The sequence below is a fragment of the Clostridioides sp. ES-S-0048-02 genome (assembly GCF_020658495.1).
GTDB lineage: Bacteria > Bacillota > Clostridia > Peptostreptococcales > Peptostreptococcaceae > Clostridioides.
On sequence record NZ_JACVWH010000014.1, the window covers coordinates 13,003 to 36,136 of the forward strand.

At 28.1% G+C, this 23,134-nt stretch carries 22 protein-coding genes; 2 read left to right on the plus strand and 20 right to left on the minus strand.

Annotation, left to right across the window (positions count from 1 at the left end; all coding sequences use genetic code 11):
• Positions 1-93 precede the first annotated feature (93 nt).
• On the minus strand, positions 94-1,008 hold the full coding sequence (queG, locus tag IC173_RS15475) for a tRNA epoxyqueuosine(34) reductase QueG (RefSeq protein ID WP_227483643.1): 915 nt from the start codon (positions 1,006-1,008) through the stop codon (positions 94-96).
• 595 nt (positions 1,009-1,603) lie between these two features.
• On the opposite strand from queG, the gene IC173_RS15480 reads away from it, so the two are divergent.
• Positions 1,604-2,008 (plus strand): RusA family crossover junction endodeoxyribonuclease, encoded by a 405-nt coding sequence (locus IC173_RS15480; protein ID WP_227433607.1) that lies wholly within the window; start codon positions 1,604-1,606, stop codon positions 2,006-2,008.
• Between the two features lie 178 nt (positions 2,009-2,186).
• Here IC173_RS15480 and IC173_RS15485 read toward each other — a convergent pair whose 3' ends face one another.
• From IC173_RS15485 to IC173_RS15530, 10 genes are all read right to left on the minus strand, one after another.
• Positions 2,187-3,182: an aldo/keto reductase gene (locus IC173_RS15485; RefSeq protein ID WP_227855831.1), complete on the minus strand. Its 996-nt coding sequence runs from the start codon at positions 3,180-3,182 to the stop codon at positions 2,187-2,189.
• Positions 3,183-3,482: 300 nt separating this feature from the next.
• On the minus strand, positions 3,483-4,319 hold the full coding sequence (locus tag IC173_RS15490; RefSeq protein ID WP_227433609.1) for a deoxyribonuclease IV: 837 nt from the start codon (positions 4,317-4,319) through the stop codon (positions 3,483-3,485).
• 297 nt (positions 4,320-4,616) lie between these two features.
• On the minus strand, positions 4,617-5,180 hold the full coding sequence (locus IC173_RS15495; RefSeq protein WP_227433610.1) for an ArsR/SmtB family transcription factor: 564 nt from the start codon (positions 5,178-5,180) through the stop codon (positions 4,617-4,619).
• A gap of 97 nt (positions 5,181-5,277) precedes the next feature.
• Entirely contained in the window at positions 5,278-6,207 is a 930-nt protein-coding gene (gene glsA / locus IC173_RS15500; protein WP_227483645.1) for a glutaminase A, read from the minus strand.
• A gap of 345 nt (positions 6,208-6,552) precedes the next feature.
• Positions 6,553-8,220 (minus strand): nucleoside kinase, encoded by a 1,668-nt coding sequence (locus IC173_RS15505; protein WP_227433612.1) that lies wholly within the window; start codon positions 8,218-8,220, stop codon positions 6,553-6,555.
• A 73-nt stretch (positions 8,221-8,293) separates the two neighbouring features.
• Positions 8,294-9,049: a sugar phosphate isomerase/epimerase family protein gene (locus tag IC173_RS15510; RefSeq protein WP_227433613.1), complete on the minus strand. Its 756-nt coding sequence runs from the start codon at positions 9,047-9,049 to the stop codon at positions 8,294-8,296.
• Positions 9,050-9,058: 9 nt separating this feature from the next.
• A complete protein-coding gene (lepB, locus tag IC173_RS15515; protein WP_227433614.1) occupies positions 9,059-9,595 on the minus strand; it encodes a signal peptidase I in 537 nt (178 codons plus the stop codon).
• Positions 9,596-9,769: 174 nt separating this feature from the next.
• Entirely contained in the window at positions 9,770-10,306 is a 537-nt protein-coding gene (gene lepB / locus IC173_RS15520; protein WP_227433615.1) for a signal peptidase I, read from the minus strand.
• Positions 10,307-10,406: 100 nt separating this feature from the next.
• Entirely contained in the window at positions 10,407-11,717 is a 1,311-nt protein-coding gene (locus IC173_RS15525; RefSeq protein WP_227433616.1) for an RsmB/NOP family class I SAM-dependent RNA methyltransferase, read from the minus strand.
• Between the two features lie 41 nt (positions 11,718-11,758).
• Complete coding sequence (locus IC173_RS15530) at positions 11,759-12,511, minus strand: PrsW family intramembrane metalloprotease (protein ID WP_227433617.1); 753 nt, start codon at positions 12,509-12,511, stop codon at positions 11,759-11,761.
• Between the two features lie 250 nt (positions 12,512-12,761).
• On the opposite strand from IC173_RS15530, the gene sleC reads away from it, so the two are divergent.
• Positions 12,762-14,033, plus strand: coding sequence for a spore cortex-lytic germination protein SleC (sleC, locus tag IC173_RS15535; protein WP_227433618.1), 1,272 nt, complete (start codon positions 12,762-12,764; stop codon positions 14,031-14,033).
• Positions 14,034-14,251: 218 nt separating this feature from the next.
• Here the strand turns inward: sleC and IC173_RS15540 are convergent, their stop codons facing one another.
• The 9 genes from IC173_RS15540 to IC173_RS15580 all read right to left on the minus strand — a co-directional run bounded on the left by IC173_RS15540 (position 14,252) and on the right by IC173_RS15580 (position 23,058).
• Positions 14,252-14,908, minus strand: a complete 657-nt coding sequence (locus tag IC173_RS15540) for a hypothetical protein (RefSeq protein WP_227433619.1) — start codon at positions 14,906-14,908, stop codon at positions 14,252-14,254.
• A gap of 363 nt (positions 14,909-15,271) precedes the next feature.
• Positions 15,272-15,847 (minus strand): indolepyruvate oxidoreductase subunit beta, encoded by a 576-nt coding sequence (locus IC173_RS15545; protein WP_227433620.1) that lies wholly within the window; start codon positions 15,845-15,847, stop codon positions 15,272-15,274.
• A complete protein-coding gene (gene iorA / locus IC173_RS15550; RefSeq protein WP_227433621.1) occupies positions 15,847-17,628 on the minus strand; it encodes an indolepyruvate ferredoxin oxidoreductase subunit alpha in 1,782 nt (593 codons plus the stop codon). The genes IC173_RS15545 and iorA overlap by 1 nt, the downstream gene beginning before the upstream one ends.
• Before the next feature lie 426 nt (positions 17,629-18,054).
• Positions 18,055-18,450, minus strand: coding sequence for a hypothetical protein (locus IC173_RS15555; protein ID WP_227433622.1), 396 nt, complete (start codon positions 18,448-18,450; stop codon positions 18,055-18,057).
• Between the two features lie 411 nt (positions 18,451-18,861).
• Entirely contained in the window at positions 18,862-19,269 is a 408-nt protein-coding gene (locus tag IC173_RS15560; RefSeq protein ID WP_227433623.1) for a hypothetical protein, read from the minus strand.
• Between the two features lie 213 nt (positions 19,270-19,482).
• A complete protein-coding gene (locus IC173_RS15565; RefSeq protein WP_227433624.1) occupies positions 19,483-20,805 on the minus strand; it encodes a M56 family metallopeptidase in 1,323 nt (440 codons plus the stop codon).
• 10 nt (positions 20,806-20,815) lie between these two features.
• Positions 20,816-21,175 carry a BlaI/MecI/CopY family transcriptional regulator gene (locus IC173_RS15570; RefSeq protein ID WP_227433625.1) on the minus strand — a complete coding sequence of 120 codons (360 nt, stop codon included), beginning with the start codon at positions 21,173-21,175 and terminating at the stop codon, positions 20,816-20,818.
• A 204-nt stretch (positions 21,176-21,379) separates the two neighbouring features.
• Positions 21,380-22,159 (minus strand): DUF975 family protein, encoded by a 780-nt coding sequence (locus tag IC173_RS15575; protein WP_227855832.1) that lies wholly within the window; start codon positions 22,157-22,159, stop codon positions 21,380-21,382.
• 287 nt (positions 22,160-22,446) lie between these two features.
• Complete coding sequence (locus IC173_RS15580; RefSeq protein ID WP_227834803.1) at positions 22,447-23,058, minus strand: hypothetical protein; 612 nt, start codon at positions 23,056-23,058, stop codon at positions 22,447-22,449.
• Positions 23,059-23,134: the final 76 nt, after the last annotated feature.

The window sequence follows — 23,134 nt, forward strand, 5'->3', positions numbered from 1 at the left end:
TCCTCATATTTAACTTTAATGATATAATATGACTTTTACACCATAAGTGTTAAAGTAAATACACATTAAAGTATATGAAGTAGACTCTTATTATTAGTCATCATACTTATCTAAAATTATTTCCATATTTCTCTTTATTATATTTTTACCCCTCCAGCTAAAGGCTCTATCTCCATATCTCCTCTTAAATTCTTTATTTGATATATTTTGTATCTCATCATAATCCAAATAGTCTATTATATCTTCCTTAAATTCCAAGATGTGAGTTGTTGGTATTTCAATATTATGAGGACATACTTCTTGACAAATATCGCACCCAAATATCTTTTTACTTTTCTTTAAAACATACTTTTCTTCCTCTGACAAATCTCCCTTTTTTTGAGTTATATATGATAAGCATTTTTTAGGATTCATATCATAATTTCCCAATATAGCATTTCCCGGACAATATTTTACACACTTTCCACATTTAAAACAGCTTTTTTCTAGTGGTTTATCTTCTTCAAACTTATAATTATTTACTATATATCCAATAAATATATAAGAACCATATTCATCAGTTATAATATTATTATTTATTCCAAAATATCCAATACCTGATAAATAAGCTAAATATCTGTCAACTAATGGTCCATTATCAGCAAATATCTTATATTTAAAACCTTCTACATTTTTGGAAATATAATCACAAATTTGTTGTAAAAAATCTTTTACTACAATATGATAGTCCTTTCCATGACAATATTTTGATAAATTTGAATTTTTATTCTTTTCTTGTCTATTTATATGGTATGGAAAAGCACACACTATTATAGAATTAGCATCTTCCATTATATTTCTAGGATTAATTCTATTTTCAATTATGGGTTCTTCCATACCTGTTAAATAGTCTTTTTTCTGTCTATTTTCAAGTATCTCTCTCAGATTTTCATACTTGTCTACTCCAGCTATTCCTACACACTTTAATCCTATGAGGTTACAAAATTCTTTTAATCTGTTATTATCCATAAAATTATTCCTTTTCAACTTAAATTCTAAAATCACAATTATGCTACATATGTTTCTTTGTTTAGACATAACAACATTTATACAGCCTAAATATATATAGTCTAAATAGTCTAATTTTTAAAATTTACATGTTTATATAATTTATTTACTATATAATTTGACTTTTATATGCTGTTATCTTAGTATAATTTAACATCTATCTATTTTTAATTTTTAACTATTTTACTCTTATAACACTTACTTATTCTTAACTATCTATATTTTGTTATTCTACAATATTTGTATAGCTTAGCTTTCATCCATATTATATCTTTAGCTATTTTACTCTTATAACACTACTTATTTTTCATTATCTATATTTTTGTTGTTCTACAACATTATTATAATTTAACTTTCATATCTCTTCCCTCTATTGCTACCTTGTATTTCTTCTATAATATATCTTTCATATCTACAACAATCTAATATATATTACACTATTAAAATCATATCTTATCCAATTAGACTTTGTTATTCAGAAAGGTACAACAAATAAGAATTTGCTTTTAAATCATCCACAGATTATAATAAATACTGTATAAGGATGGTGAATAAATTGATTAAAATAACAATACCAGGTAGACCCATTAGTAAATCTAATTTTAAACTTCATAATATAAATGGTCAAGCATGGATGCCTTCAAAGGGAAAATATTCTAAGTATTTAGCATATGAGAACATGATTGCAGGTTTTATAAATCAACAGTATCAAGGAGAAACTGTTGAAGAAAATTTAATAACAGTGTTAAAATTATTCTTCCCTAACAAGAGAATGGGAGATTTACATAACTATCCAAAGAGCATTTGTGATGGTATTGAAAAAAGTGGAATAATAAAAAATGATAAGCAGCTTAAGCCAGTACTTTTATTTGATTTTATAGATAAGGACAATCCTAGAGTTGAAATTGAACTTTATCCAATATCTAAATACGATATATCTTATAATATTTTTGAAAAATAAAAATCTGTATATGCTATATAAATCTATATTGATGCAAAAACAATATTTATATAATAATTAATACTTGCATTGACATAACACTTAATACTTTCATAAACACAATCTTATCATAATAATTATACTTACATAAAAAAAGAAATCGGCGTAAATTTATTACACCGATTTCAATAAGTAAAATCTATCCTAGCTTTTCAACAACAGTCTTCAACATTTCTCTTATAGGAAGTTCATATGGACATCGACTTTCACAAAGACCACAGTCAATACATTCAGTAGGTTTAACATCCATAACCTCATATTTTTCCTTAGCCCACTCCTCTAATCCATATCTAGTGTAATATCCTTCGCATAAGAAGCTTAAAGGTATATTTATTCCAACAGCACAAGGCATACAATATTCACATCTTCTACAGAATTTTTTACCTAGAGAATTTCTTATTTCTTCAATTTTTATCTCATCATCCTCATCTAATACAAGATTTTCAAGCACAGCGACATTTTGTCTAACTTGTTCAACACTATCCATTCCTGGTATAACCACATCTATATAATCCTTAGACAATATATACTTAATAGCCAATGTAGCATTATCTAAAGCTCCACCAGCTAAAGGTTTCATTACTATTATACCAATTCCTTTTTCATGAGCTTTTTTAAATACCTCATCTGCTTGTCCTTCAACTATATTGTAAGGAAATTGTATAGTATCAAATTTGCCACTTTCTAAAGCTCTTTCTATAGTATTTAAGTTATGGCTAGTTATACCAATATGTTTTATCTTCCCTTGTTCTTTTGCTTCTAAAAGGGCACTATAAGCCATTTTATCTTTAAAAATATTGTCATACTCTTCTTCTTTAACATTGTGGAATTGATATAAATCTATAAAATCAGTTTTAAAGTTATTTAAACTTATTTCCACATCTCTCTTCATTGAATCATAATCCCTAGACATACTTTTAGTAGCTAGGAAAAATTTATCTCTTTTTCCTTCTATAGCAATTCCAATAGCTTCTTCACTTATTGTGTATCCCCTTGCGCTATCAATAAAGTTTATTCCTTGTTTTTCTAGCTCATTTATAACTAAATTAGTATCCTCTTGTGTAATTCTTTGTATTGGAATTCCCCCAAAACCGACTCTTTTTATCTTCATACTAGTTTTGCCTAAATTTCTCATAGCTTTCCCCACCTAACTTTTAATTAATTTTAAACATTATTAACATGTTACTTTTAATTATACAACAAATTATGAGAATTTTTGCAATCTATTTATATACTATTTAAAATATATACACATTTTATCAAGTTTATTTATATAGTTTATAATATGCTCTTTTATATTACATCAAAATTTTATTTAATATGCTTCATAATATACCAATCTATATTTCACTAGCATATAATCTAAATTTAATCCAAATATAATCAAAATGCTACTTAAATAGCATCAAAATATTATTTACATCATATCAAAATACTATTTACTAGATAAAATTTCTTTAATCATCTTAATCTCTCTCTTATGACCTTCTTCATCAAAAGGTGTTTCTAAGAAGAATGGCAAATCTTTAATGCTTGGATGTTCCATAAAATCAGTTAAAGCTTTTAGCCCTATCTTACCTTCACCTATAGGAGCATGTCTATCTTTTTTATCCCCAAATGGCATCATACTATCATTTAAATGTATAGTTTTTAATCTATCTATACCTATAATCTTGTCAAATTCCCCTAAAACTCCATCCAAGTCATTAACTATATCATAACCAGCTGAAAAAATATGACATGTATCAAGACACACACCTATTCTTTCTTTATGTTCGACATTGTCTATTATGCTCTTTAACTGCTCAAAACTAAATCCTATTTCAGTCCCTTTTCCTGACATTGTTTCAAGGAGTATAGTTATATTTTCATCTCCTTTAATAGCATTGTTTAGCCCTTTTACTATCCTATCTATACCAAAGTCTACTCCACCACCTACATGACTTCCAGGGTGAAAACACATGTATTCTATACCTAGTGAATCCATTCTTCTTATATCTTCATCTATTACTCTTGTTGCGAATTCATAAACATCATCCTTCACTCCACCTAGATTCATAGTATATGGAGCATGTGCAAGTAATGGTGCAAAATTGTTTGCTTTTCTAATTTCTTGAAATTTAGCTATATCTTTCTCATCAAATTCTTTAGCATTTCCTCCTCTTGGGTTTCTACTAAAAAATTGAAATGTATTTGCATCAATATATACAGCTGTTTCGGCTGCCTTTGCAAATCCTTTTGCTATTGAAATATGTGTTCCTAATTTAATCATATTAATCTCCTTTTGGTTGTACATAATTTTAATTTATAAATTTTTGATACTTAAGTCTTAATTTTAGTATAACTATAATTAATTTCGTATATATTAATTCTAAATTTTAATATTTATAGTTTAATTATACCCATTTTGATAAATTTCAAAGAGTATATTTAGTCATTCAAATAACAAAAAAATAGAGATTAAAAATCATTATTTTACTCATGCTCAAAAGTATTTTTTGATTATTAAGTAAATTCTGATGTTCAATCTCTAATCTTATGTTTTATAACTAATACATAATTAATGATTCTAATTAGGACATTCTTCTTCAACTGTAGGAACTACAACCATAGCTATATCATACTTAGAACCTTCAACGCTGTCTTGTCTTTTATTTAAAATTTCATCTATCTTTGATTTCATAGTATCATTAAGTTCAACTAATTCATCATGAGTAAGAGAAATATCATGATAATCAACTATATTTTCATTTTCTAAAACATCTTCCTCTGCTGCTTTATAAAAAACTTCACTCATATTTTCAAATCTTGATATGTACAATTCTTCTTTTTCTTCCCCATTGTCTAAAGAAAAATTAAGTATCCTATTCCCTATAACCACATTTTTTGCACTTGGATAATAATATTTTTCCACAATCCCCGACTTTATTTTTTCCTCAACTAATTCTAAAATACCAACTTTGTATAACATTTTTATGTGGTAGTTTATTTTTGCATGAGGTTCTTCCAATAATTGAGATAATTGTTTTGCTGACAATGGCGATTTGTCAAATGCTTTTAGAATATCTATTCTACGTGGATGTGCAATAGCCTTTATGCACTCCAAATCTCGTAATACCAATACCTCTTTCATTGACCCCTCCTAAAAAATTTATTTAATTCATATTTCTTTACAATTTAATTATATATTAAATTATATGTTGTTGTCAAAAAAATCCTTTCTTAAAATTTTAAAAAATATTTAATCTGAGTTTATTTGACAACTCCTCTAAAACTTTAACTCCTGCGACGCTGTTACCTTTTTTGTCAAGTGCAGGTCCATAAACACCAATACCCATACGTCCTGGCACAGAAGCCATTATACCACCCCCAACTCCAGATTTTGCAGGAATTCCAACTTTAATAGCAAATTCCCCAGAAGCATCATACATTCCACAAGTCATCATAAATGTCTTGACAATTCTAGATACCATTTCACTCATTAAATGCTCTCCATTTTCTATGTCTACTCCATAATTAGCAAGATTTATACCAATTCTCGCTAAATCTATAGAATCCACCTCAATTGAGCATTGTTTAAAATAAAGGTCTAAAACATCTTCTACATTACCTCTGATAAATCCATCACTTTTTAACAGATAAGCCATAGCTCTATTTCTATCTCCAGTCATTTTTTCAGACTTATAGACATCATAATTTATTCCTATGTTATCATTTCTTGCCAATTTTCTAAAAAAGCTAAGCATTCTTTCTTCTTTTTCTTCCAAACAGCTCCCATTTATAAGAGAAGTGGTAACTATTGCTCCTGCATTTATCATTGGATTACAAGGCTTTTTAGTATCATTAATCTCAAGTTTCATTATAGAATTAAATGGGTCTCCACTTGGCTCCATTCCAACATTTGAAAAAACGTCTTCCCAGTCATTGTCCATAAGTGCCATGGCAAGCACAATTGGTTTTGAAATGCTTTGTATTGTAAATTTTGTGCTACAATTTCCAGCACTATAAATGTTATTTTCACTATCTATAATACAAATTCCTAAATCATTTCTACGAGCATTTTTTAATTCTGGTATGTAACTAGCAACTTGTCCATAATTTGTATATTTTTTATTAGAACTTATAATTTCTTTTAATAATGTCTCATCTAACGTATTCATATGCACCTCATCATCTTATGTTATATACTCTATTTTAGCACAAGTTTATACTATAATAAAACAGTGTTAAAAGAAATTATACTTTAAAACTATTTTTTGCAGACTTAACTTTATTTTTCAAACATATTATAAAAAATATCATAATATTATAAAAGGAGTATTAAAGTTAAATAGTATTTATTATCTATACTAATTCTCACAAAACAAAGAATTTTTGATAACTAAATAGAATTTTCACTTTAATACTCCAGCAATATTACTTAAAATATAAACCATAGATTATTCAGTATCTCTAAAAAAATATTTAGTTCAATATGAGTACAATAAAATAATCAATAATACATGCTAATCAACTATTTTACTTCCTCCAATAAATTCCCTAAGGATTGAAGTTCCTGGTATATCAGAAATATCATCTAGTTCAACAAAATACTGTAAAAACTTTAATAATCTAGTAGCTTCAATATAAGCAGGATTATCTTCATCTATTTCCTCCAATAGAGGCTTAGCAAATCGCTTTAAAACCGCTAATTCATACACACAAGCGGAATTAAATATAGCATCTGCTTCATCTTGATAAGGGAATATATTTTTCTTTTCTCCTCTTCTAACTGATGCCCATTGCAAAATAGTATTATCAGCGCTATATCCTCTAAAATTATAATCTCTAACAATTCTTCTTATCATTCTCAAATCGGCAGTAGGAATTCTATTATGGTCATCTAAATTTATTTGAGTAAGGGCACTTATGTATATCTTAAATTTATCTTCATCTGGTATAGATGCTGTTAAAATAGGGTTTAGCCCATGTATACCTTCTAATATAATTGGTTGATTTGAGTCTATCTTTATCTTTTTACCAGTATATTCTCTTTCCCCAGCTTTAAAGTTAAACCTTATATCCTCAATTTCTTCACCTGCTAAAAGTTTATTTAAATCTAAGTTGAATCTCTCTAAATCTATAGCATAAATTGACTCAAAATCATAGTTTCCATATTCATCTAAAGGAGTATGTTTTCTATCTATAAAATAATCATCTAAAGATATTGAAATCGGATTTAAGTTATTTACTCTAAGATGTATTGATAGTCTATGAGCAAAGCTTGTTTTTCCAGATGATGATGGCGCTGCTATTAAAACTACTCTCTTATTGTTATCTTTTATCATATCTGCTATTTGAGATAGTTTCTTTTCATGTAATGCTTCAAATGTTCTTATTATATCTCCATATTCATTATTTTCTATTATTCTGTTAAGTGATACTACCTTATCAATTCCCATTAGTCTTGACCATTCTTCTGCTTCATAATATACGTTTGATAGCTTAGGTTGAGGTATAAATTTCATAGGTAGAGTCTTATCTTCTTCACTAGGCCCTAAAATTATAATACCTCCATTGTAAAGTATGATATCAAACGATTTTATATAACCAGTTGATGGCAACATATATCCATAAAAATGGTCTATATAGTTTCTACATTTATATACTTTAGCACTATCATATTCCTTGTATTTCAAAAGTTCTGCTTTTTCATACATCTCATTATTTTCAAATATAGAAATAGCTTCATCCCTCGTAACTTCTATTTTTTCTATAGTGTAGTCATTATTTATTATCTCTTTCATTTTATTTTTTATATTTTCAACATCAACTTCTTTAAGTTTTCTCTCTATATGAACTTCACAATATAGTCCACCAGATAGTGAATGTTCTATTGTAACTCTGCTGTCCCAAAATATCTCTCTACAAGCCATCACAAACACAAATGACATGACTCTAAAGTAAACTCTTTCTCCATCTTCATTTGTCGTATCCAAAAACTCTATCTCACAATCCTTTTTCACTCTATAATTTAACTCTTTCAATTTATTATCTACAACCGCAAGTGTTATATATCCTTTATGTTCATCACAAAACTCTTTTGCTATATCTCCTAGTCTAATTCCCAAAGAATTTTCGTCTAATGAATACTCCTTACTTCTTCCGTCTATTTTTAAATTTATTTTCTTCACTTCAACATCTCCTTCCTTTTGATGAATATACATTTTAATCAACGAGGCATATCAACAAGATAAAGAGAGGTATTTAACCCTCTCCTACAATATGATTCAATTTACTTATAGTATCTTCAATGTCTTCGTAATTTATTTCTAATACTAAATATTCTGCATCTAATTTTAAAACCTCTTTAACACTCTCTTCAGATAAAATACCTCTTCCTATACCAACATGTATATCATTGATACCATCATTATCACTTAAATGTATCAATTTTATCTTATCTTTCAAGTTATTTAAATAATCATCCTCATCAATTAAACAGTGTCCAGTATCGTAACAAAAACAAATCTTAGAATTTTTAATCCTCTTAAATATATATTCAAAATCATAGGATATATTTCCAATATTTGAAAAATCTCCACCTTTTGAATAAGTATTCTCTATACAAATATGTGAATCTGTATTTATTTTATTAAAAAAATCTACACTATTATCTAAATACTTGTCCCTATTATTTTTAAGTCTATTTGTCATAACATAACCCAAATGAAGATTAAAGTACCTTATATCAAATCCTTTTAGCTCTAATTCTATCTTCTCAATAAAACTTATCCATGAAGCTCGTATATATTCTATATTTTCACAAGTGTTTAATTCCATAGGTAAATGTATCCCTATAGACAACCCTAGTTTAGAAATTCTCTGCTTATATTTACATAACTCACTACATTCATATATATTATCAATACCAATTTCCAAATGAGTTATTTCCTTTGTACTTTCACAAAGTTTTAAAGCACCCTCAATATTAAATAACAAAGATGCCACACCAACTGCCATACAAATCACCTACTCAAAAATACCTATTTGTGTAAAAGGAAACACTCTTAAAATAACTTTTCCTTTAATATTTTGTTCATCCACTAATCCTACTTCTTTATACCTACTATCTAAACTTACTTCTCTATTATCTCCCATAGCAAATACTTTACCTTGAGGAATCACCATATCAATCTCGCCTTCAGTATAATTATCATGTATATATGAAACTTCATTTAATAACTTACCATTTATATAAACCTTAGAATCTTTAATTTTTAAATGGTCTCCTGGTACACCTATAACCCTTTTTACTAACTCTTTTTTTCTCCCATTATCTTGCAACAAGTCAGTCTTAAATATCATTATATCTCCACATTTTGGTTCTGATAATTTATATGTTATTCTATTTGCCACTAAGTAATCGTGTGGTTTAAGTGTTGGGTACATTGATTCTCCATTTACTAATGTTGGTTTTATAAAGCGAGTTATAATAAATGCCAAAAAAAGTGCAGTAATAATTATTTTTATCCACTCTACAATCTCTTCTTTAATAGTTTCATTCATTCACAAATTCTCCTTTATAGTTATATTATCTTTATTGATAATGCTACTTTTAAGCACTATCTTTTAGATAAGTCTACTAAATAAGGTGTTGTCTTTTTTATATAGACAACTATTGTGTATGGTCTGGTGATTTCAGTTAATCAGCGATTGCTCCAAATTTTATATTTATAATGTTTAGTCAATAGTTCCTATCTTAGAAAATGGATACAATCTGACTAGAACTTTTCCTAGAACGGTGTGCTCGTCGACCAATCCAACCTCATCGTATCTACTATCTAAACTTCTTTCTCTATTGTCTCCCATTGCAAATAATTTTCCTTCTGGAACTACTATATCAATATCTCCATCAGTACGATTATTATGTATATAGGAAACTTCATCTAACAATTTATCATTTACATATACCTTGGAGTCTTTTATCTTTACATGGTCACCAGGAACCCCGATAACTCTTTTTACTAAATCTTTTTTCTTTCCATTTTCTTCTGTTAAGTCGGTTTTGAATACTATTATATCTTTGTATTTTGGCTCTCCTACTTTGTACGCAATTCTATTGACTATCAAATAATCACGTTCTACAAGCGTAGGATACATTGATTCTCCTTTAACTATTGTTGGCACTATAAAACGCGTTATTGCAAATGCCAAAACAAGAGCTATGACAATCACTTTTATCCACTCTACAACTTCTTTTTTAACTGCTTCACCCACTAAAATCGTCTCCTCTGTGTTCAATATTAAGTCAATCTACAGCAAAACTAATCTACCATAAACTTACAATATAAATATTATACTTCTTTTTTCTAATAGTTTAAAATACTTTTCTAAGACCTTTAGGGTAATGATTCTTAATTGTACCAGCAGATTCTTTTCCCCAACCTAAAGGTATATCTTCAACTGATACCAAAACCCATCCTCTACTTTCATTAGAATTTATAACATCCCCTTTTAAATATTTAAGAATCGATTCGCTTTGCACACTAAAGTTTTCAACGTTTTTTACATCTTCAACTTTTAAGTAATGAGATAATGCATGAGAAGGCTCAAATCTATTCTTCTTTAAAACCCCTAAATGCAAACCGTATCTCAATACTTTTAGTTTTTTTGTATCTGGATATATTTCAGGAAGTAGGTACAAATTTTCTCCTCTTAAATAAAATTTATTTTTTTTATTACTATAAAAATCAGTCTTTAAAAATTTCTTTTCAAACTCCCTATAATCCTTTATTTCTTTATCTAAATTTTTTATTTTTAATTCTTTTACATTACTTTCTTCTTCTTCTAATTTTTTTATCTTAGCTACAAAATGACCTTCTCCCTTTATTTTATGAGGCCATAGCCTTTCCATCTCAACAAGTTCTGCATGTGGATATTCACTGATAAACTCATTTATAACATGTTCATTCTCCTCTTTTGAAAAAGTACATGTTGAGTAAATTAAAATACCATCTTTCTTTAACATTTTATATCCATCTCTTATAATCTCTTTTTGAATAGATTGGCATTCAATTACTTTTGCCTGACTCCAATCTAAGATGGCCACTTCATCTTTTCTAAACATCCCTTGCCCAGAACAAGGAGCATCTATAATCACCTTATCAAAATACCCATTAAATGTCTTTCTTAAGCTATTAGAATCAGTATTTGTTATTATACAATTTCTCGCCCCAAATCGTTCTAAGTTTTCTCCTAGAGCTTTAATTCTACTTGTATTAATCTCATTAGAAACCAATAAACCTGTGTTGTTTAATCTAGATAATATATATGTAGATTTGCCACCAGGTGCAGCACACATATCAAGTACTTTATCTCCTTCTTTAATATCTGCTTTTGGTATTACACTCATTGCAGAAGGCTCTTGTAAATAATATGCTCCAGCCTCATGTAATGGATTTCTACCAGGCCTATTAATTTTATCATCATAATAAAAACCTTCATCTGCCCACGGTATCTGATATAAATCAAATAAATTTAAATTCAATAGTTTTTCTTTATCAATTTTTAGTGTATTTATTCTAAGACCAGTAGTCTTTTCTTCATTATAACTTTTTATAAAATCATCATATTCATCTTCTAGTATTTCTCTAATATCTTCTAAAAATTCTTTTGGTAAATTTGCCAAATTTATAATCCCCCTTTTTATCTGCGTTACTTGTTCGTCATTTATTTTATTTTCTTTTTCTTTAAGTTTCCAAAAAACACTTTTTTAGAGTTATTCATATATTTTTCAAGTTTATCAAGATTTATCTTCCACAAAATTATGACATAAACTATAAATAATATAATAGCCCATCTATATTCTATCATCAATATAAAATCAAAAACTCCATGTAATAAAATCGGAATTAATACAGCCATAAATAAGTATTCACGTTTTTTAATTTCATTCCCCTCAAACTTATACTTAGAAATATAATATCCCATAGTAATAGCAAACATTACATGAGCTGGAATGGAGATAACTGCTCTATTAATACCAACCTGTAGTGCTAAATTTCTACTTTCAGAGAAAATATAAACTATATTTTCAATTGTTGCAAATCCTAAAGATAAAAATACAGAATAAATAATACCATCTAATTTTTCAGTAAAATGCTTTTCTTTAATCAATGAAGGAATTAGTATTAAAGCTTTTACACCTTCTTCCACAAGACCTGCAACTATAAATGATACATATAATAATTCTGAATATCCTTCAAATACATTAAACTTCATTAATAGATTTTCTAAAAGAATAATTATAACACTTAAAAAAGCACCTATCATAAAAAATTTAATTAAATGGATTAGTGGCTCTCTACAATATTTATCTTTAGATCTTATCCAAAACATACCTATTAATATAGGTACTACTGCTAATAAAAATAAATCCAGCTTCATAGGTAATTTTCCTTTCAAAGTTTTTAATTCATTCATGTTTTATAATTACTACTTATTTTTAGTTTATTTGTGTTTTAAATATACACTTACTTTTAATTTATTTTCTTTCAGCTTTTATTTTAAATTTTTCTACACTCAAATTTATATACTAAACTCTTTATCATTTGATAGGTTAAAAATACTTAAAAAAATTTAAATTTATATCTATATTATTTAACAAATCTCAAGCCATATTCATATCTTGAAATATAAGGGAACTAAATTCATTTAAAGAAAGGGTGATTTGATGCAAGATGGTTTCTTAACAGTAAGTATAATTGATGCTACTAACAATAGACCCATTCAAAATGCAACAGTAAACATATATTCAATGTCTAATGGTAGCCAAAGCTCATCAACTTTATACCAGAACCTAATAAGTAATGAATCTGGCCAAGTGACTGGATTAGTATTACCAGCACCAGATGTAGATTACTCTCTACAACCATCTGATGTTAGACCTTACAGCCAGTATATAGTAGAAGCTATAGCGGATGGATATGAGACAGTTGTCATAGAAGGGACACAGTTACTAGCTACAATTGAGGCGAGACAAGGAGTTCCTATGTTTCCTAGAACAAGAAGTAAGCGTTCCTTCTCAAGACAAAGTGAATTGATTTTTGATATAGGAGAACATACTTTATACGGTACTTATCCTCCTAAAATTCCAGAAAGTAACCTAAAACCATTACCACCACCTACTGGTTTTGTTGTATTAGATAACCCTGTAGTGCCTGAATTTATAGTAGTTCATGATGGTTTACCAGAAAATACATCAGCGGCAAATTATTGGATTCCATTTAAAGAGTACATTAAAAACATAGCCTCATCTGAAATATATTCAACTTGGCCTGAGCAGACAATCTACGCAAATGTAATAGCTATAATATCATTTACTTTAAATAGAGTCTTTACTGAATGGTACAGAAACAAAGGATATAACTTTACAATCACCTCATCAACAGCATATGACCATAAATTTATAAACAATAGAAACTTATTTGAACCAATTAACGTAGTTGTAGATGCTATATTTAATACATTTATAAAAAGACCTCCTACATCAAGACAGCCACTACTAGCTCAATATTGTGATGGTCAAAAATCTCAATGTCCTAATCAAATGACTCAATGGGGTAGTAAGGACCTAGGTGACCAAGGATACGATTATGAAAGAATACTAAGATATTTCTATGGAGACGAAATAGTGTTTGAAAAAGCTCCAGTAGTTAGTGGTGTACCAGTATCATTTCCTGGAACTACACTACAAGTTGGTTCTTCTGGACAATACGTTAGAACTATACAAAACCAGTTAAATGCTATATCTAATTCTTATCCAGCTATACCAAAAGTGAGGGAAGATGGAATCTATGGTACAGATACAGAAAATTCTGTAAAAATATTCCAAGGAATTTTTGGTTTACCTCAAACTGGAGTAGTTGACTTTAAGACATGGTATGAAATATCCAGGGTTTACGTAGCTACAACTAGAATAGCTTCTTTAAATCCTCTAATTTAGATTTTAACTAACTTATTAGCTTAACATAAAAAATGGCTGTTATAAACTACTATCTGTTATAAGTTTTTTAACCTATAATCATAATAGTCTTAGCAGCCATTTTTTGTAGTTATAACTTATTATTTTAGAACCTTAAAACTCTTAAATGGGGGATTTTAAGCTTCTTAAAAACAGCAATCAATAATTCTAACTTAATAACTCTAACTTTATTAATAATATTAATTTGTAGCTTTAGATTTATTGGCTAATGCTAAAATTAATCCTAGAGCTATAGATGCAAAAGCAGAGGCAATTACTCTATATTCAGCAGGGAACAAGAATACAATTGTATGACATGGTATCCAGAAAAATGGTATAGTTTTCAAAACACTAAAACCAAGATATGCATTCCAGTCTACAACATTTACTACATCTTTAAGAACTACCTTAACACCCTTTCCAACTTCGTATTTTTTATCTATAAAACAATCCATAACCTTATGGAATAAAAATACAGTTGGTGACATTAATATATTCATAGTTGCACTCTTAAATAGAGCATTTGCAAAAGCTATTCCTTCAAATGGAAGCATACCATCTACTTGTGCCTGCCCTACACCTGCTGAGTAAATTGACATAGCATATGTTGTAACTACACCTATAATTCCCCAAACTACGGCTCTGTAAAAGATTCCTACTGGTATTTTCCAGTCTTTATGCAAAATTCTAGCACCAAGTAAGTCTCCCATTGTTGCTAACACAGCAAACTTGAAAAAACCTCCAATATATGGATGTGCACCTGTTGCTTCCATAAATACCGCTCTACTACTTGGTATCACTAAAATAGCAATAAGACAAATAAGAACTCCACTCCATATAAAATCGCCTTTTTTCATATTATAAATACTATTTAATAATCTAAATAGTTCTCCTTCCTTTCAAGTATTTATTTTATTGTTATCTCTATATAAATATATTTATTAAATATTACTTACTTAGGTATTCATTTTCCATGTTTAAATTGATAAAATTTCATTTTTAAATAACTATCTCAGTAAATAGCTATTGCATTAAATAACTATTACATATAGTTTTTTTTTGCAATTATTTTTTAACCCTTTATATATTATATTTTTAATTAATCTTTCCTAACCCTTTTTGTATTATATCTATAATTAATCTTTCCTAACCCTTTGTATATTATATATAATTATTTTTTCTGATTCTTTATATAGTTTTTTATCTGTAATTTTTATTTTCTAAATATTCATTCCTTCTCTTAAAGCTTTTATATTAATTTCTATAAACTTAGGTTTAACCTGTTGTGATACTATCTTTTCCCAATCTATATCATTTTCTAACTGTAAAGCCTTAATCAATGCTCCCAAAAGTACTACATTCATAACCTTCTCATTTCCAAAACCTCTGGCAATATCAACTGCCTTTATCACTGTTACATCCACTTTTTCTTTAATATCGTCTATTATATTTTCAGGATAATCCACTCTACCTGTTAAAATTGGTGCAGAAGGCATTTCATAATCATTTACTACTAATTTACCCTCAGGCTTAAGAAAATCAAGATATCTTAAAGCCTCCATAGTCTCAAATGAAACTAATACGTCAACATCTCCTTTTCCAAGTATAGGAGAGTGTACTTTTTCTCCATATCTAACTTGTGTTGTTACACTTCCACCCCTTTGAGCCATACCATGAACCTCTGACATCTTAACATCATATCCAGCATCTATAAGACCAGCAGAAAGTATTTTACTTGCTAAAACAGTACCCTGACCTCCTACTCCTGATAACAATACATTTTTAACCTTTTTCATTACTTTTCACCAACCTTTTTTATAGCATTTACTGGACATACTTGTGCACATACTGTACATCCTACACATTGAGCCTGATTTATACTTGATTTCTTTTTAGATTTATCAAATCTCAAAGCAGGGCATCCTGTTGTAAGGCATTTCTTACATCCAATACATTTCTCATCATCTACGCTACAAATTGATGGTGTAAGGTCGAATCTTTTTTTATCATCTTCTGTAAATTTTTTTAATGCACATGGCCATCTAGTGATTATTACTGAAGGTTCATCAATTGATAAAGCCCAATTTAATGCTTCTTTAACTTCATTCAACATATTAGGATTAACTACCTTTACATTTTTACAACCCAAAGCTTTTACTATAGTCTCAATGTCCATCATTTCAGTAACATCACCTTGCAATGAAAATCCAGTTCCAGGATTTTCTTGATGACCAGTCATTCCAGTAATTCTATTATCAAGAATACATGTTACAGTATTACTTTTGTTGTAGATTATATCTATGAGACCATTTATTCCTGTATGAAAGAATGTTGAATCTCCTATTGTAGATATAGTCCTCATGTTAATATTATTTTTAGTAAATATCTTTTGTGCTCCATGAGCTACACCTGGCCCTCCTCCCATACATATACAAGTATCTTTAGCATTTAAAGGCTCTGCTCCTCCTAGACCATAACATCCTATATCTCCACTTATAAGTACATTTTTAACCTTTCCTAGCTCATAGAAAAATCCTCTGTGTGGACATCCTGCACATAAAGTTGGAGGTCTGCCAACTATTTTTTCTTGGCTATACTCTATTAGTTTTCTTTTTTCTCCCAAAATTGATTGAGCTATAATATCTGGATTTAACTCACCTATATTAGGTATCTTTTCTTTTCCAATACATGGTATGTTATTTTCTTTAAGATGTTCTTCTATATAAGGTTCTAATTCTTCGATTACATAAACAGTTTCTACTTGTTCTGCAAAACCTCTTATCTTCTTTGTTGGAAGAGGATATGTAAATCCTAATTTTAAATATGATACAGTATCTCCAAACACATCTTTAGCATACTCATAAGAAGCTCCTGAAGTTATCACGCCTATTTTCTTATCATTCCATTCTATAAAGTTTAAGTCAGTTTCATTAGAAAACTCTTCAAGCTTTTTTAATCTATCTTCAAGTTTAATTCTTAATCCTCTTGAAGTTGCTGGAATAGCATCAAACTTAGAAAGATTTCTTTCATATTTTTTTACAATTGTTTCTTCTTTTTCTCCTAACTCAACAAGTCCTTTACTATGACATATTCTAGTCACCATTCTAAATAAAACTGTTGTATCGTATTTTTCACTTATCTCAACCGCAGCCTTTAGCATATCCTTACATTCTTGGCTGTTGCTTGGTTCTATCATAGCTATCTTTGCAAATTTAGCATAATGTCTATTATCTTGTTCATTTTGTGATGAGTGCATGCCAGGGTCATCTCCAGATACAATAATCATCGCACCATTTACTCCCATATATGCATATGTAAATATTGGGTCTGCAGCAACATTTACTCCAACATGCTTCATAGCTGCAAGGGCTCTACCTCCTGCAATAGAGGCTCCTATTGCTGACTCTACTGCTACTTTCTCATTTGGTGCCCACTCTGCAATTATGTCATCTTTATATAGTGCTATATTTTCCAATATTTCAGTACTTGGTGTTCCTGGATAAGCAGCTGCATAAGATATGCCTGCTTCGTAAGCACCACGTGCTACTGCCTCATTTCCTGTAAGCAATTGTTTCATGCTTTCCCCCTCCTTAGAAATAATACCTCTTTGATAACTTAGTGTATTTGTTAGCGATACATTTTAGAAGCTATCAACTATATATTTATTATCAATACAATTTAAATATTGATAGCAAATAATAATATGAATCCATAAATTTATAATATTGTTCTTATTTTATTTACTAAGCAATTGCCATGCCAATAGCCTTAATTTTTTTAAAACTCACTTTTAAAATACCAAATTGCCATTTTTCTTTAAATTTTAATGACTCTAATAATTAAGAATTAATTTTCGTTAGAATTTTCATAATATTTTTAATATTATTTTAAATAAAAAAAAAGTAATGTTAACATTTCTTAACATACATTAAAAAATGTTAACATTACAAACTGAATTAGTACTCTTACTTTGGCTAGATTTACTTTTGTATCATTTAATTATTTAACGACCATAGAAACCTATCAATCCATTTCCATTGTCTATTCTAATAGGTTTCATAATCTTTAAACCTTCATTTTTTATCTTTTCTAAATCTTTTTCCATACTCTTAATTGTATTTTCAAGGTCTTGTGAACTTAAGTCTTTAACTTGTGTAGTGTCTTTAGCATACTCTTTTAATTCTTCAATACGCTTAGCATATTCTTCATAAGTGTAATACTCAACTCCATATTTTTCTAAGTCAGCAGGCTCAGTTATTCCTGATTTTATTAGAGAATCAAATTTATCTAACGTAATATTAGATACATCACTACTTCCATCTGCAAATACTGCTCCTGTTCCTCCTAATACTATAGCAGATGCCATCATTGTACTTATAAGGGATTTTTTTATTTTCATAACTCATATTCCTTTCTTAGAGATTTATTTGGGTAGTGTAGTTCACAATGACTATTGCAATAGTTATTAACTACACCTTTAGACTATCATAATAGTCATATTTATGTCAAGTATTTCTACAACGTTTTTTAGTAAAAATCCATATTTTGAATAAAAAAAGTAATGTTAACATTTCTTAATACATATAAAAAATGTTAACATTACAAACTGGGTTTAATACTTTTACTTTGACTAGATTTATTTTTATACTATTTAATTTGTTTATTTTTTACTTCTCTATCTTCATATAGACTTTAAGCCTTTTGTTATCGTTTATTTGTTACTTGTTTTATTCTTGTTTACTATGTTTAATTACGCTTATTTAGTTTTTTAAATACTTTTTCCACCTATATCTAAAAAATTTAATATTAATTATTCAGCTCTAGATAAAGAAACTGCCAATTGAGTTCCATCTTCATTATCTATTACGATAGGTTTCATTATCTTTAAGCCTTCAGTTTTTATCTTTTCTAAATCTTTTTCCATAATCTTAATTGTATCTTCAAGGTCTTTTGAACTTACATCTTTAACTGCTGAAGAGTCTTTAGCATATGCTTTTAACTCTTCAATCTGCTTAGCGTACTCTTCATAAGTATAATACTCAACTCCATGTTTTTCTAAGTCAGCAGCATCAGTTACACCTGATTCTACTAGAGATTTAAACTTAGATAACTCAATATTAGATACATCGTCATTTCCACTTGCAAATACTGCTCCTGTTCCTCCTAGTACCATAGCAGATACCATCATTGCACTTATAAGGGATTTTTTTATTTTCATAATTTATATTCCTTTCTTAGAGATTTATTTGGGTAGTGTAGTTCATTATGACTATTGCAATAGTTATTTACTACATCTTTAGACTATCATAATAGTCATAATTGTGTCAAGTATTTCTATAAAATTTTTTAATAAAAAATACTATCTCAAAATAAATTTAATTATTTTAAGATAGTATTCCTAATTCTCAACCCATCCTTATTTGTCATATATCTAGTTGCTTTCAGAATCTTTATACTGCAATTTATTATTTGTTAAAATCTTCATACTTTTTGTTACAGATATCTTCTTAGAAATATTATCAGTTGGTACAACTGAATACTTTGACATATTAGAATACACTTCTTCTACATCAACCTTTGAAGTAATTTTCTGCATTTTATATGTTTCTGATGTACTTAAATCAATGCTTTCATCACTTTTAGCTGATAATCCCACAGAAATATTTGTATTATTTATCTTAGATTCTATTTTTAATGGCTGACCTCCTATTGAAAAGTCGTTTTTATTACTTTGCTCAATTTCCATTAGATTAAAAGATTCAACTTCATCAATTTCTTTATTTCCAGTTGCAAAAACAACACTAGTCCCACAAATTAACACAGCTGAAACTAAAAAAGTAATATAGGTTGATTTTTTAAACTTCATAACATTAACTATTCTTTCTTCTATCTTTGTCTTTCCAAATCCGTTATAAAGTGTCATTGGAAATGTATTATGTTCCTCTGCTAAACTTATAAGCGTAGTTGCATAATCAGCTCTATATTCTTCACCAACTATACTCATTACCTTTTCATCACAACTAAATTCTATATCTTTATTCAATAAAAAAAGCATTACCCAAACTAAAGGATTGAACCAATGGACAGCAAGAGCTACAATCATAAACAACTTCAATATATTGTCAAACCTATTGATATGAACCAATTCATGAGTTAAGACAAAGTTTAGAGTTTGGTTATTGCTATAGTCCATTTGTTTTGGCAAAATAATATTCGGTTTTAAAATACCAGTTGTAAGAGGTGTTTTAGTAAATTCAGAAATACAAACAAAGAATTTTCTAAGACCTCTATTATCATATGCCCACTTTTTAATAAATTCATGATTTTTTATATGTATCGAAGTTTTAAAAAGATTAATCGTCCTGGTATACTTAAAGCATAAAAACATAATAAAAGTAATAGAAATTCCAAACGTTAAAATACTTGATATTTCCAATGCTGTAAAATTCTCAAGATTGAATAAAGCCTTAGAATCTCCAAAATTATTCTTACTGATAGAATTATTATTCTTCTTAATTGAATAATCCACAGCGGATGCATTTCCCAATTGAGCATCAAAATTTGACTCAATAATGCTATAAATACTAAAAGTAGAATTTAAACTTACTGGTACTAAAAGTTTAAACAAAACAACTAGCCATAATAATACAAATACTTTTTTAGGCAATTTTTTAAACAAACATGCTCTTATAAAAATAACAATTAAAATTAAAACCCCAGAAGTAACACTCATTTCTAACAATTTAGTGAACATTAATCTTACCTCACTTTAATTTCTCAACAATCTGTTTAAGTTTTGTAATCTCATCACTTGAGAGATTTTCTTTATTAATAAAAGCTGAAAGAAATTTCTCTGAAGACCCTCCAAACATTTTATTAATTAAGCTTTCTGTTTCATGCTTCTGAACTTCTTCTTTGCTTATTAAAGGTCTACAAACAAAGTTTGGTTCAATTCTTTCTATTGCACCTTTTGATACTAATTTTTTTATAACTGTATACGTAGTGTTTCTATTCCACCCTGTTTCTTCCTTTAAAACTTTTACTAATTCCCCTGCTTTACTTTCTCCTATCTCCCATAGAACTTCCATCACCTTAAGTTCTGAATCAAATAATTTTATTTCCATATAAAATCGCTCCTCAAATATGGTTATCACAATAGTCAATATTATAATTTAAAACTATCACAGTAGTCTATGTGATGTCAACCATTTATTTTTTTAATAACAAAAACTGTCCTTTAAAGAAATAGTTCTTGTAAAAGACAGTCTTGTCATTTTTATACTTTAATATCTAAATAAAGCTTTATTTTATTTAACTATAAAACCATCTTAATACATAGAATAAGATTTTTCCTTATCTAATAATATATCTTCTACATCTGGATTATCTTTTAATAATTCTCTATAGAAATTACAATTAGTAACTCCTATATATGGAATTAACCATAACAAACCTATTCCTAAAGTAAATATAGTCAATATATACCATCCTATAAAGCTAAGATTTAATATAAATAGTTTAAGTACATTACCCTTCATCATATCTAAACTAGCACCCATTGCTTTAAATACACCAAGATTATCTTTATCTTCACATATTAAAAAAGCAGCTTGAGAAATGTATAATAACAATATATAAACTGGCAACATCAACACAATTACTATAATAACTAGAGTTATGGCAGTAGAAATTACAGTTCCTACTCCAACATTATTACTTGATAGATATTCAATTGCTCCACTAGTAATTAAAACTCCAAATGACAAAAATGCTCCGATAATTGTGATTATAAAAGAATAAATATAAACAGCAATTGATTCTAATATATAAAGTCCAAAACTTCTTAAATAAATTCTTCCATTTACGAAGATATCTCCCATCTTGACTTTTTTATCTTTAGTAATCTTTAAAAACATACATGTAAATCCTGCTGCAACTAAAAAACCTATTATCGCTACTATGATAGTAGTTAAGGGTTCAAAAGGTAATCCTATAAATGATATAGCTACTATCAACGCAATATATATTGCCATATTAATTGCACATGTTCCCCAGTTTCCAGATAACTGAGCTTTTGATACTCTTTTTAATTCTTGCCTTGATAACATAAAAAACACCCCTTTCATTTTATATAAAAAATCTCCCTAAAAGCATATAAATAAACTTTTATCATATAATATAATATTAATATATCATATTTTCGACTATATAACACACAATTATTCACCATGTTTTATCAAGATATAGCATAATTGTATTGAAAGTTTTATATAGTCAAAACTGCCAAGTATATCAAATAAATTTGAAAGGTAGTGTTCAATAAATAATAAAATAAACTATCTTTCAAACAGTTTATTATATGTTTAAAAGATAGTTTTAGTGTCTTTAAAATAAATTAAATTGTATATATTCCTTCACATAATTTTTGTATATTGCTAGGTGGTTGCCATTTACCATCTTTTTTTGTATATGTAATTGAAGTTGTAACATCTTTCGTTGGCTTTTTGTTATAAAGGTCTATAATCATTTTTGCCATATCATCTTGAACTTCTTTTTCTGCTTTATTGTAATTATTTTTATCAGTTACATATGATTTTACTAAATCGTTTGCCTCAGACATTACTTTACTAGTATCCAATGCTTTACTTACAACTTTTAAAGTTATCTTATCCTTACTAGAAGAATCTACTGTTACTGTCTTTTCAACACCTTGTATTAATTTAACAATTGTTTCATATATCTTTTCAGCATTCTCTTTTCCATAAAGAGGTGTTAATTGAGCAAGCATTGAAACTTTATCTGTGTTATTATAAGTTTGAATTTGTTTATATTCAGCTTCTGTTAAAGCATCAGAAATGCCTTTTTCATCGTATTTATACATTTCTAGTGCTGCTAAATTAGCTTCAAAATTCGACTTTACTTTTTCTTCTGCATTAGAACAGCCTATAGTTAGAACTAAAACTAAAGCCATAATAGAAGACAAGATTAATTTTTTTACCATTTTCATACAAATATCCTCCCTCAGTTAATTGAATAAAAAAATTTATTTATTAATATTATAGCATAATTTTGTCTAATTATAA